Origin of the sequence: Pseudoalteromonas sp. NJ631 (assembly GCF_000276645.1) — a bacterium.
GTDB classification, from domain to species: domain Bacteria; phylum Pseudomonadota; class Gammaproteobacteria; order Enterobacterales; family Alteromonadaceae; genus Pseudoalteromonas; species Pseudoalteromonas piscicida.
The window spans coordinates 771,211-783,892 of the sequence record NZ_AKXJ01000001.1; the positions used below are offsets into that span (position 1 = coordinate 771,211).

The following is a 12,682-nucleotide window of genomic DNA, read 5'->3' on the forward strand; positions in this document are numbered from 1 at the left end:
ATGATATGACACCGGTGTAATGATAAAGTTCAAACAAAATTAAAAAGAGGACATTAGACCGATTAAAGGGAAGTTTTAGCCTTTCTATGCCACTTATAAATAAAAGGCTTAAGGTAACTGCATCGATGTGAATTCAGCACGGCCAGTCTGTTCATTGTATTCAATTATAGCTACCGCGGCAGTTGAAAAGATAGGCATTGTATCCGGACACAAACGGTCTACCAAGTAACTAACTATTGGCATATGTGCGACTAAAATCCAGGTTTGGTGTGCTGGATACATAGAGATAAGTGTTTCTAAATAATCGATAGCTGTGTGTGCTGATCCACTCGGTACTATGTCTGAACAGGTTTCAACAAATTCAGGCGTTTGAAGTGCGAGCACTTGCTCCGCGGTTTGTTGTGCTCTGACGAAGGGACTCACAAGCGCAGCATCTATCTCAAAATATTGTTTCAACCATTCACCTACATCCTTGGCTTGTTGTAACCCTTGTTCGGTTAAATTTCTGCTTGCATCGTCGGCTTGCATGGGTTCAGCTTCACCATGACGCATTATCAAGATAGTCTTCATACTGTTCAGCACCTTCTGTTTATATCACCCTACATATATGCGGACTTATGCATGATGAGATCCACGTTTAACCTATTGTCGTTAATGGCCTTTCCCTTCTGCGCCACTCACACCCGGGATCTTATGCTTGCTGACTACTCATATATGCAGCTTGGCATTATTTTCTTCTAAACCGGTAGCTATCTCACTGGTTTGTTCGCTATATTAAAACAAATGAAGGATTAACATGAAATGAAATTCTAATTACCTTCAGTTATCTTTTAACTAATTTATCGGCAGCAGCATATTGAAACTGAGTAATAATGATAGTCGGCAGTACCAATTACTAACACTGGACAATGGTCTTAGAGTCTTGTTGATCAATGACGATTCAACTGCTAAGTGCGCCGTATCATTAACAGTTAATGTCGGCCACTTTGACGACCCCGAAGCGCGTCAAGGGATGGCGCACTTTTTGGAGCATATGCTATTCCTTGGTACTGCAGAGCACCCTGACTCAGGTGGCTTTTCGCAATTTATTAGTCAGTATGGTGGCCAGAGCAATGCGTGGACTGGTACCGAGCACTCGAGCTATTACTTTGACTGCGACGCCGAACAACTAGACGAAGCGTTAGAACGCTTTAGCCAATTTTTTGTGTCTCCACTGCTGAGCGAGAGCGATACTGAAAAAGAGCGTGAAGCCATCGATGCCGAGTTTAAGATGAAAATCAAAGATGATGGCCGTCGCATCTATCAAGTTCATAAAGAAACCATCAATCCTCAGCACCCTTTTGCCAAGTTTTCTGTTGGTACCCGAGACACTCTCGCAGACCGTAATGGTAATATTGCCAGTGAATTACGGGCATTTTTCAATCAATACTATCAGGCCCAATGGATGACTTTGGTGATAGCTGCACCACAACCGCTGGCTACACTTGCGACCTTTTGCTCACCTTTTACAAAAATTGTTGGCAGCAAAGCGCAAAAACCAGCGATCCAAGCGCCTATGTACCGAGAGCAAGACCTGCAGCTAGAACTGCAAATAAAGCCTAGAAAACATATGCAAAAACTTATTGTCAGTTTTGCTATGCCCAACCCTACAGATTTATACCGCAATAAAAGTGTGAGCTTTTTAGCGCATTTGTTAGGGTATGAAGGTAAAGGCTCACTGTATTCTATCCTCAAGTCACAAGGTTGGATCAATGCCCTATCGGCAGGTGGTGGGATCACGGGTAGTAATTTCAGAGATTTTAATATCAGCTTTGCACTTACCGATGAAGGGATTGAATACTATGAAGACATAGTGGAAATGCTGTTCGAGTACATAGCATTAATTAAGCAAAATACCGCTGCACTACCACGCCTTTATCAAGACAAAAGCACTTTATTAGATATCGCGTTCGATAACCAAGAAGTCGGCCGTATGTTAGACTGGGTAAATTCAATCAGCGTTAATATGCACCACTATGAAGAAGAAGATTTTCTCTATGGTGATTATCGCATGGATGGCTTTTCTCAAGAGCAGCACGAAAAACTACTGATGCATTTGTGCCCTACTAATATGCGCCTTGTGCTTATCCACCCCCATGTGGAGGTAAATAAAAAAGCTAAATGGTACAACACGCCATACAGTGTCTCGCCAATAGCCAAAGATTGGATTGAGTCGCTCTATAATGTGCATATGCCTTTGCCACAAATGTCGCTACCACTAATTAATCCATACCTCAGCGCGAAAAACCCACTTCATGATGTAGAGAGTGAACAGGATACGCCTATTCGTCTAGCTGATCAGCCTGGATTTGAATTTTGGTTTAAGCAGGATTTGACTTTTAGAGTCACCAAAGGGCATTTTTATCTCGAAATAGATTCCGCCCCGTCCGTCACTTGTCACAAGCATATGGCACTCTCTCGCCTGTTTGCCGATCTCTTTATGGATGCGGTCGCTGAGCGTTTTTATAGCGCAGAATTAGCCGGCCTTAGTTATCATATTAATTCCCATCAAGGTGGCTTAACACTTCACACCGCAGGGCTTACTGGTAATCAAATCACCTTGGTTTTAGAGCTAGTCGAGGCGCTACTGAATCAACCAATCCATGCAGCTCGCTTTGCGGAATATAAAAAGCAACTTATCCGCCATTGGAAGAATCACAATAAGAATAAGCCTGTTAGCGAACTGTTTAGCCGACTTGGTGCCCATTTGATGCCCTGGAACCCAAGTCCTGAAGACTTAGCCTGCGCACTTAAAAGTGCCAGTTTTAACGAATTTCAACTATTTCGAAAGCAGTTTTTTTCAGCCATTCATGTCAAAGCTTTCATGCATGGCAACTGGCAACTAAAACATGCTGAAAAATTAAAAACATCTGTGCACGGGCTATTTTCAAGTAGCGAAATTTTAGAAGATTTGAAACGTCCCTTAAACGAGTTGACGAAATTAACGGAACAACATATCGAACGCGAAGGCAGTGATTATGCCTTCATTGAATATTTTCAATCACGTACCGATTCCGTTAAAGAAAAAGTCACTATGATGGCGATTAATAATCTCGTTAATCAAGATTATTTTGAGCAATTAAGAACGAAGGAACAACTTGGTTATTTAGTTGGCGCTGGGTATGCACCATTCAATACACGTGCAGGTATCGCTTTTTATATTCAATCTCCCAACTTTGATAGTGGACACCTACTTGCACGACACAACCAATTTCTTAAGCACTTTGCCAAACAATTGCATCAGCTCGATGAAGTGAGTTGGCAACGTTCGAAAGAAAGCTTGTTGCTACATATATCGGAGCAAGACAAAAATCTAAGGCTAAGGGCGCAGCGTTTGTGGATTTCAATTACCAATGACTTCCACCAGTTTGATATGCAGCAAAGATTAATCCAAGCTTTGGCCGACTTGGAATTAGAAGACATCCTTACTTATATAGATAAAATGTTAGAGCCAAATGCTCCACGACTGATTTTAAAGTGTAATTAGCGTTTTAGTGTAAGCAAGGAGTGCTTATCAAACTTTTGAATGACTATTAAGACTTTTCTCACCTAGTCCATTCATTTGAAACCTAATCAAAGTTCAAAAAATACGCAACCACACTCCTTAGCATAATGAATTTCATCTGAAACTTTGTTTCGCTGTTGTGAAAAACCGCAATTAACCTGAATTTCCCCTTAATCAACGTTTTCCTTTTGACTACTACAATGGCTTGATTTAGATTAGAGATTGCAGTTATGAATTACGCATTATATGAGCCTAAAAATAAAAACAATAACAATCAATGCACTACTTTTATCACTGACTCCGCATGTAATTTACGCCAGTGACGCAAGTGTATTAACAGGTGCCCAGTTAGCTTGGCTCGTACCATGCGTGATTGCTCTGCTCAGCATTCCTTACTTAGTTTGGTCAAATCACCAACTCAAAAAATCCACTCTTCAACTTAAGCACTCAGAACAACGATTTAAAAGTACCATTGAAGGCAGTGGCGATACGCTGTGGGACTGGAATATTCAGTCAGGTGAAATTGTTCGGATCAACGATAAATACGGCATGAACTCTGCGAAGCCTGGCAGCGTCATCCCCAACCAGCATAGGATCCATCCACAAGACCTATTAATCGTTGAAAAGCTGATGAAACAGCACTTCGCAGAAAAGACACCATTCTTCGAAGCAAGCTATCGTATTAAAGATGAACTAGGCCAGTATCACTGGGTGTTAGACCGAGGCAAAATTATCGAGAAAGATGCCAACCTTAACCCCCTAAGAATGACAGGCACGGTTCGCGACATTAGCCACTTCAAGAGTACCGAGGAAAGGCTAAACCTGTTTGCAAAATGCGTAGAGTCACTGACTGACGCAATCGCAATTTACGACAAGCACTATAATCTAGTCGACCTAAATCCAAGCTACCTTAAATTATTTGGTGGTCAACGGGAACACTATCTGAATAAACATTTTAGCTTACCAGGCTATGACAATAAGTTTGTTGCTCAAGTAAAGGCTCAGCTTAAACAAACAGAGCATTGGCAAGAAGAGCTCAAACTGCGTAATGCGGCAGATGTACTCTTACCTATCGAAATTACGATTGATGAAATTAAAAATAACCACGGTCAGATCAGTAACTATGTGGTTGTGTACTCTGATTTAACCGAGCGTAAAAAAGCAGAGTCTCAACTCCACAATTTATCTAATCGCGATCGTACGACAGGTCTTCCCAATCGCAACTTGTTCTTTACCAATTTACAAAAATTGTCATTACAAGGGACGCACCATGCCTTACTTGTCTTTGACTTAGATAACTTTAAAAAGATCAACGATTCGCTAGGTCACCAGTTAGGTGATACGCTACTTGCGAAACTGGCAATGCGGCTAAATAAACTTGCTCGCCAACAAGATACCTTCTACCGACTAGGTGGTGACGAATTTGCACTGGTGATTTCAGGCACCAATGATATTCACACGATTACACGTACAGCAAAACAATTTCTAGCAGCAATTGCGACACCTTTTAAAATAGCTAATCACGAGTTAGTGATCACCTCTTCTGTTGGGATTGTACTGTGCCCTGAAGATGGTAAGTCTCCTGAAAGCCTGCTGAAAAATGCAGATACCGCTATGTATCATGCCAAACAAAAGGGTAACCATTATTTATTCTTTAATGATTCCATGAACGAGCAAGCGGTTAAGCGTCTGCAAATTGAAAACCTGATGCGCTATGGCCTCAAAGAGGATCACTTCGTTGTCTACTATCAGCCAAAAATGAATATTAAAACTGGCGAGCTGGTTGGCATGGAAGCGCTTGTCCGTTTCATTACCCCAAAAAAGGGGGTGATAAGTCCTGGTGTATTCATCCCTATCGCAGAAGAAACCGGACAGATCATCGAAATTGGTGAAGTCGTTTTAGACAAAGCATGCCGTGATGTAAAGCGCTGGATTGATAAAGGACTGTTCAATGGCAGAGTTGCGGTTAATTTATCAGCAAAACAGTTTAGCTTGCCGGATCTCACCACTCGTATCGACATTATCTTGCAAAAAAATCAACTTCCTTCTTATTTTCTTGAGTTAGAAATCACAGAAGGAACGGTGATGGACGATCCAAAAGAAGCAATTTCGATAATGCGCTCACTTAGTGCTAGAGGGATACACTTAGCCATGGATGACTTTGGTACTGGCTATTCGTCACTGGCTTATCTCAAGCAATTTCCGCTAAATACACTCAAGGTCGATAAGGCATTTATCGATGATATGGGTAACGAGCGCGGTAGAAACATGGTTGACTCTATTGTCACTATCGCGCATAACTTGGATCTTCACGTTGTTGCGGAAGGGGTTGAAAATGAAGAACAACTCAATATTTTAGAACAGCTAAATTGCCAAACAGTTCAGGGCTATTACTATTCAAAGCCGCTTTCAAGCAGTGAATTTGAACAATTTTTAAAGCAACATATCCCAAGTGAAAAGCCAAACCTACAACTCGTGCAATAGCCTAGCTTAATTTGACCTAACCACTTTACGCTTTCCAACTAACTAAATTTGCGCAGCGACGCATCCACGCTCTGCGATAGTGCACTCGAAACAGAATTAACGCCGCGGGACCTGTTACTACGGCCAAACTTAACCAGCGTTTTCTTGGCATTCCAGTCCATAGAGTTTGAAGATACATTACCATCGCACATAAAGCTGAAATTATTCCAAAAGCCACTGATACTCCTCGGTTTTTTAATTCAATAAGAAAACTAAAACATTCTTTATTAGGAAAGAAACATCACATTTCGATACTATTTACTAATGCGGCCGATGAGTCTACACAACGTTTAATATTTAATCAATGAAGAAATTATTGTTGCATATTTTTGTATTATTTAATTTAATAGCGGACTGTTTAGAGGTATAGCATTGCACAAGGGATGTTATGCCGTAACTTTTCCTAATTTGGGAAACAGAGACAAGTGGGAAATTTTTTACGGTCAACTGGCATTGATTTCCTAGCTTAGTCCACTTAGGTTATGAGTGTATTTTTAGCATAATTTGTGAAGCCAACTTAGTCCTTAACTGGAAATTAAAAGTTAGCTTTTCTAATATTGTAGACGACTGAAATTTTAGTGCTTTTACACACTGTACTTATTTTAATCGTCAACTGTGAGTTAAACCGATATAAAACGGTCAGTTATTCAATAATTGTCTGCGTTATAACGCCATAGTATAGACTTTCTGATAGTTTTTACTGATAGACGATTACAGTATTATCACAAGAGCTGCTAAACTTACTCTCATGTAGTATTAACTGTTACTTCAAGGACACGGGCTATGGATCAGAAAAGCGTACATGAATATTTGCAGGCCAAGCCTGCAACCTTTATCACTAAGCCTTTTGCGCAAGACGTAGATGTGTACAAAGTTCAGCATAAAATGTTTGCAACTCTAACTGAGGGGAAAGAGGGGCAAGTAGATGAAAATGGTGAACCTGTTTGGTGGTTAAATGTAAAATGCGACCCTGACGAAGCATTATTGCTTAGAGACAAGTATTCGTCTGTTGTGCCTGGTTATCACATGAATAAGCGTCTTTGGAACACAGTCATCTTAGATGGCACTATTCCAGAAGACGAAATAAAGAAAATGATCGATGATTCTTATCAAATCGTCGTAGATAACCTACCGACCGCACAACGTGAAGAACTTGCTAGCAAAGTCACGCAACGTTGATTAAAACGGCATTTAGGTAGACCTAAATGCCGTTTTACCTTTCTATATCCTCTTATTAATCTCTATCTTTAATGTCGATCAACTTGTCTTAAAATCACTCTGGTAGTATACAAAGACAATAACCTAGCAATAATAGAGTGGCGACATGACGAAAAGGATAGCAGTACTGACAAGTGGCGGCGATGCGCCGGGTATGAACTCAGCGATTAGGGCTATCACGTTAAGTGCCTTGAGATCTGGATTTCAGTGCTTTGGCTTTTTTCATGGTTATAATGGTCTAATTAACCAAGAGTACACCGAGCTAAGTGCGGTTTCCGTCACCGATATCACCCAACTTGGTGGCACAATTCTAAAAAGCGCCCGCTGCCCTGCGATGCTAGAACCTTCAGGCGTACTTCAAGCCGCAAACGCCCTGAGAAAGCTTCATATCGACGTACTTATTGTGATTGGTGGTGATGGTTCGTTTAGAGGAATGCAGGCGCTGGCAGCTCACTGGCAAGGTCAGCTAATTGGTATTCCCGGTACTATAGATAACGACCTTTCAGGGTGTGACAACACCATTGGTTTCTCCACAGCCATCAATACTGCCACCTCCGCAATAGATAAAATCCGCGATACCGCAAATGCCTTTGAGCGAGTTTTTATCACCGAGGTGATGGGTCGTCATAACGGGCATATTGCTTACCATGTGGGCATTGCGACAGGTGCTGAGGCTATCATTTCATTTGAAAACTGCACGGTAGAGAATACCTCTCAGGTCTTAGCTCATCTCAAAAATGCCATAGAGCAGCAAAATCAACACGGTAGCTTTTTGATTATACTGGCCGAAAATTTATGGCCAGGCGGCGCTCAAGCGCTTAAAACAGAGTTAAATAGCAATGCCGATATCAATTGTGCACTTTGCGTGTTAGGCCATATTCAACGAGGTGGGGCACCATCTGTTGAAGATAGAATGCTCGCCACGGAATTAGGAGTAGCGGCAGTGGAAGTGATTAATGGTAGCATCAAACCAAACACTGATATTACGACGCCCATTATGGTAGGAAAAATACATGGTGTAATTGTAATTACTGAAGTCGAGAAGGTGCTGAATATGGATAAACCAGTATCACAGGAGTGGGTACAACGATATCAGCACTACCTCGCCGAGCAATAAACGTAGTGAGAGTGAAGCGCATATTAATTATTCACTCTCACTACGTCTTGCGTAAGCGCTAGCCAAACACGCTAAAAGCAGATTCGTTAAGCCACAGGTGACATAAAATACTCGCGATATAACCAAGCAAAATTACGGGTGCCCATTTTAAGTGCCCCATGAAAGTATAATAGCCTCTAGCTTGTCCCATAAGCGCAACACCTGCCGCCGAGCCAATAGAAAGTAAACTCCCTCCTACCCCAGCCGTGAGCGTGATCAACAACCAATGACCGTGTGACATTTCAGGTTGCATTGACAGCACAGCAAACATCACAGGAATGTTATCGATGACCGCGGAAATAATCCCTAAGAATACGTTGGCATAGGTTGCAGACCACTCACCATATAATATCTCTGACATTAAACTTAAATAACCGAGAAACCCAAGACCTCCAACACACATAACGATACCGTAGAAGAATAATAAGGTATCCCACTCAGCGCGTGAAACTTTGCTAAAGACATCGAATGGCACAACACTTCCTAACTTCTCGAGACGCTCTTGATCCCCTTCTCTTTCCGCCATCGCTCGCTTTCTTGCTAATGACCCCGGTAATGTCATTCTTAGGAAGTAACCAAAAAACTGTAGGTAACCGAGGCCCATCATCATGCCAAGGACCGGTGGTAAATGCAGCAAACTATGTGAGAGCACAGCGGTTGCGACAGTCAGAAGGAATAAAGTTAAAATTCTTAAAGCGCCGCGTTTAAGCTCTACTCTTTCGTAAACTGCACTCGGCTTTCTATCCGCCACAAAATAACTCATTACGAGTGCTGGTACGATGTAATTGACCAGTGAAGGAACAAATAGCGCTAAGAACTCACTGAAATGTACCATACCGGCTTGCCATACCATCAAAGTGGTAATGTCACCGAAGGGACTGAATGCACCGCCAGCATTGGCTGCTATCACGATATTGATACAGCTCAGATTGATAAACTCTTTGTCACCATCAGCCACCTTCATCACCACGGCACACATGAGTAAGGCTGTTGTTAGATTGTCTGCAATTGGAGAGATAAAAAAGGATAAGAATCCAGTGATCCAAAATAGATTCTTATAGCTAAAGCCTTTTTGGATCATCCACGCTCGTAGTGAATCAAAAAGGCGGCGCTCCTCTAGCGCGTTGATATAAGTCATCGCAACGAGCAAGAACAACATCAACTCCGCAAATTCTAACAAATTATGCCGAAATGCGTGCTCGGTAACATCGGGTTGTCCCTGATTAACGTAATACGCCCCAATCATGAGCCAAATGATGCCTGCCGCCACAAGCACTGGCTTTGATTTTCGCATATGGAGTTTTTCTTCGAGCATTACAAGTGCGTATGCTAAAACGAAGACAACAATACAAACCAAGCCGAGTGTCGAGCTGGTAAGATCTAAGGTGCCTTGAGCCGCCAAGGCTGGTGATGGGATCACGGATATGACCCATGCGCAACAGAATAGCAGTAGTCCATTGATTTTCATTTTTTTGCCTATCGATGAGTGCAGAGGGATGGCATTTCAGCCAAACTCACTTTAGCATAGATAAAAAGTAATCAGCATTGGACTGAAGTCTAAGGCATCCTGTTTACACTAGTACAAACAGGCCATAATCAGCAGTAGGTATTTATGCTTCAACTTTCGCAGCAACAACAAACAGAATTACAGCAAAAATTGAGCAACGATGGGTTTGCACGGATTGAAAATATTCTAGACGATACAAACGCTCAACAACTACATGAGTGCCTCTGTAACCTCGACTACCAGCTCGCACTGTTTCATAACGGAGCAGCCAAGTCAGTCAAAGACAGTGATATTCTTGCCTTAACACCGCAAGAGCAGCAAGCCTTGCTTGAAGATATACATAGCTATGCATCGCGTGGTGTTGGTTTTATGTATGGCCGCCACTCCATAGACTCCACAAGCCCTGACGCTCTGCAAAGGCTCTACAATAACCTCAATAGTAGCGATGTACAGTCCTGTTTTTCCGCGATATCTGGACAGAACATTATCCGTACCTCTGCCCAAGCAACACGATTTATTGGTGGTCAGTATTTAACTCGACATAATGACATTGTTGAAGCTGAGGGCCGAGTTTATGCTTATGTACTCAGCCTAAGCAAAAGTTGGCACCCTGACTGGGGCGGGCTACTGCAATTTTTTGAACGCGATGGCACACCCACTAAAAGTTATGCACCTAAGTTCAATTCACTGGTGGTTTTTGATGTAAGTAAAATTCATTCTGTGACTTACGTCGCGCCATTTGCAAAAGCGCCGCGACTTTCTGTAACGGGGTGGTTTAGAACAATAGACATATAAGCTCAACCCGTGCCTATTGTTCTAGGTGTCTATTTTATTAATATTTTTCGCTTATCTTTTCAATGGTTAAGATCAGCGCAAGGCCAGCAATGGCAAGTGCAATACATGCCAGCGTATTTGGGTCTTGACCATACAGCGTACTGTATTGCGCTGGCAAAATATTGGCCTGACTCAATGGCTTTTCTATACCACTGGAATTCACGTAAGTCGTAAGCACTTGTTTCCAAGGCCACAATAAATTAAGCGAGCCAAGTAAAAAACCAGCGAGTAGCGAGAACGTTACTTGCTGATAGTGCGCCAATAACCAGCTGAGTAGACGCGAAAACGACATTAACCCCACAATACAACCTAGTAAGAATAGACTCACTAAGCCAAATTCAAGCTGGTTCACCGCACTAAGTACATGGCCATACATACCCAATAACAGTAGGATAAAGCTCCCTGAGATCCCAGGTAAGATCATCGCGCAAATGGCGATAGCACCTGAGATAAAAAACATCCAATGAGATGCTTGCGCTTCAGCTGGTGAAAGGGAAGTAATAGCAAAGGCTACGATAGCGCCAACTGCGCAGGCAATAATATTTTGGCCACTCCAATGAGAGACCTGTTTTGCAACATAAATAAAAGAAGCGACGATAAGACCAAAGAAAAATGACCATACCAGTGTTTGGTGTGCTTCCAATAAATAAGTGATCACCTTCGCCAAAGACGCTGCACTGATGAGCAAACCAGAAAATACCGCCAGTAAAAAGCTACCATCAATGTACTGCCAAGTTGCTTTTAGGCCATCACGGCGCAATGTACTCAAAGCCTGTAAGTTCACACTTTTGATGGCATTTAAAAAACGTGCATAGATGCCAGTAATAAAAGCAATGGTGCCGCCAGAAACACCCGGGACAACATCCGCAGCCCCCATTCCGGCCCCTTTTAAAAACATAAAGAGATAGTCTCGTTTGCTATCTTTATACTGCACAAATTTCTCCTTTCATTTCCACTGCCGAGCAGTTTAACTTAAAACGCTAAAAAATAGCGACAGCTAAAGCTTTCGCTTAACTGGTCGATAACCAATTATGATATTTTACGCGCTTGTACCATGATCATCAGAACGCTTTTATTACTTATTGCCGCTTTACCCGCGACGACTTTTGCAGCTGAACATATTGATGCAGCACCGCTTGGTTCTCTTTATCAGCAAGACGCTAATCGTTTCTACGAGCCATCGCAATTGATAAAACTGGAAAGCGAAAACGAAAGCTTTTATGTATTTCATCAAGAGTATATGGCAGCCGCTCGTGAAGGCATCGTGATCTTATTACCAGACATGCAAACTCCGCCGCTCAATAACAGCGGCATAAGCTTTCTTGCAAAACGCTTAAGCGATGATGGCTACGACACGTATACCCTTACTCCGCCGGACCTTTCTTATGCACCGAGTCTGCTAGAGCAAGACATCGCGCTCCCCGATACTGAAAAACCGGCTCAGCAAGCGCTTGCACCCATTTCAGAATCTAATCTCGACGAATATAAAATGGCGTTGATCAGCCGCTTTGAGGTGCTTTATAACACGCTGTCAATGACTCAAACCGAAAAGTTAGTGGTTGTCGCATTTGGTAATAGCGCAGGCTTGTTTGGAGAGCACTTAGCAACCCTGCCCAATCTACGTATCGATGCCTTTGCCGTTGTTAGCCCACAACTGCCTAATGCAACGCGGCAAAAGCACTTGGCATCCAACCTTTCTCTGATAAGCCCTGCTCTACTGGATGTTTACTACAGTTTTGACAATCCGATTGTGGTCGACAATACGCCAGACAGAGCGCGCTGGGCGAGAAAAAACAGTAAATTTGATTATCGCCAACGAGAGCTTTTTGGAGAAAAAACCGATCCGCTCCAACATCAAAGACTCAGAAAAGAGTTACTCGGTTTTTTGCGCGTTTTATAG

At 42.4% G+C, this 12,682-nt stretch carries 9 protein-coding genes; 6 read left to right on the forward strand and 3 right to left on the reverse strand.

The genetic code is table 11. The annotated features are described in order from the left end of the window. Positions 1-108: 108 nt before the first annotated feature. Complete coding sequence (gene sixA / locus A587_RS0103660; RefSeq protein ID WP_017216465.1) at positions 109-570, reverse strand: phosphohistidine phosphatase SixA; 462 nt, start codon at positions 568-570, stop codon at positions 109-111. Positions 571-856: 286 nt separating this feature from the next. On the opposite strand from sixA, the gene A587_RS23790 reads away from it, so the two are divergent. The 4 genes from A587_RS23790 (at position 857) to A587_RS0103680 (ending at position 8,402) form a co-directional block, all read left to right on the forward strand. Beyond that, entirely contained in the window at positions 857-3,526 is a 2,670-nt protein-coding gene (locus tag A587_RS23790) for an insulinase family protein (protein WP_036964516.1), read from the forward strand. 264 nt (positions 3,527-3,790) lie between these two features. Continuing rightward, a complete protein-coding gene (locus A587_RS0103670; RefSeq protein WP_017216467.1) occupies positions 3,791-6,028 on the forward strand; it encodes a putative bifunctional diguanylate cyclase/phosphodiesterase in 2,238 nt (745 codons plus the stop codon). 822 nt (positions 6,029-6,850) lie between these two features. Beyond that, positions 6,851-7,246 carry an MmcQ/YjbR family DNA-binding protein gene (locus tag A587_RS0103675; RefSeq protein WP_010374742.1) on the forward strand — a complete coding sequence of 132 codons (396 nt, stop codon included), beginning with the start codon at positions 6,851-6,853 and terminating at the stop codon, positions 7,244-7,246. 145 nt (positions 7,247-7,391) lie between these two features. Next, positions 7,392-8,402 carry an ATP-dependent 6-phosphofructokinase gene (locus tag A587_RS0103680; RefSeq protein ID WP_017216468.1) on the forward strand — a complete coding sequence of 337 codons (1,011 nt, stop codon included), beginning with the start codon at positions 7,392-7,394 and terminating at the stop codon, positions 8,400-8,402. A 58-nt stretch (positions 8,403-8,460) separates the two neighbouring features. Here A587_RS0103680 and nhaD read toward each other — a convergent pair whose 3' ends face one another. Further along, positions 8,461-9,909, reverse strand: a complete 1,449-nt coding sequence (gene nhaD / locus A587_RS0103685; RefSeq protein WP_017216469.1) for a sodium:proton antiporter NhaD — start codon at positions 9,907-9,909, stop codon at positions 8,461-8,463. 144 nt (positions 9,910-10,053) lie between these two features. Here nhaD and A587_RS0103690 point away from each other — a divergent pair, with 144 nt between their 5' ends. Further along, on the forward strand, positions 10,054-10,743 hold the full coding sequence (locus tag A587_RS0103690; RefSeq protein WP_010374737.1) for a 2OG-Fe(II) oxygenase: 690 nt from the start codon (positions 10,054-10,056) through the stop codon (positions 10,741-10,743). A 37-nt stretch (positions 10,744-10,780) separates the two neighbouring features. Here the strand turns inward: A587_RS0103690 and A587_RS0103695 are convergent, their stop codons facing one another. After that, positions 10,781-11,716 carry a DUF368 domain-containing protein gene (locus A587_RS0103695; protein ID WP_017216470.1) on the reverse strand — a complete coding sequence of 312 codons (936 nt, stop codon included), beginning with the start codon at positions 11,714-11,716 and terminating at the stop codon, positions 10,781-10,783. A gap of 120 nt (positions 11,717-11,836) precedes the next feature. Between A587_RS0103695 and A587_RS0103700 the strand changes: the two genes are divergently transcribed. Further along, complete coding sequence (locus A587_RS0103700) at positions 11,837-12,682, forward strand: DUF3530 family protein (RefSeq protein ID WP_017216471.1); 846 nt, start codon at positions 11,837-11,839, stop codon at positions 12,680-12,682.

Excerpts from the sequence above, each read along its gene's own strand:
- sixA (WP_017216465.1), bottom strand. The coding sequence starts at position 570 with ATGAAGACTATCTTGATAATGCGTCATGGTGAAGCTGAACCCATGCAA.
- A587_RS0103670 (WP_017216467.1), top strand. The coding sequence starts at position 3,791 with ATGAGCCTAAAAATAAAAACAATAACAATCAATGCACTACTTTTATCA.
- A587_RS0103675 (WP_010374742.1), top strand. The coding sequence starts at position 6,851 with ATGGATCAGAAAAGCGTACATGAATATTTGCAGGCCAAGCCTGCAACC.
- A587_RS0103680 (WP_017216468.1), top strand. The coding sequence starts at position 7,392 with ATGACGAAAAGGATAGCAGTACTGACAAGTGGCGGCGATGCGCCGGGT.
- nhaD (WP_017216469.1), bottom strand. The coding sequence starts at position 9,909 with ATGAAAATCAATGGACTACTGCTATTCTGTTGCGCATGGGTCATATCC.
- A587_RS0103690 (WP_010374737.1), top strand. The coding sequence starts at position 10,054 with ATGCTTCAACTTTCGCAGCAACAACAAACAGAATTACAGCAAAAATTG.
- A587_RS0103700 (WP_017216471.1), top strand. The coding sequence starts at position 11,837 with ATGATCATCAGAACGCTTTTATTACTTATTGCCGCTTTACCCGCGACG.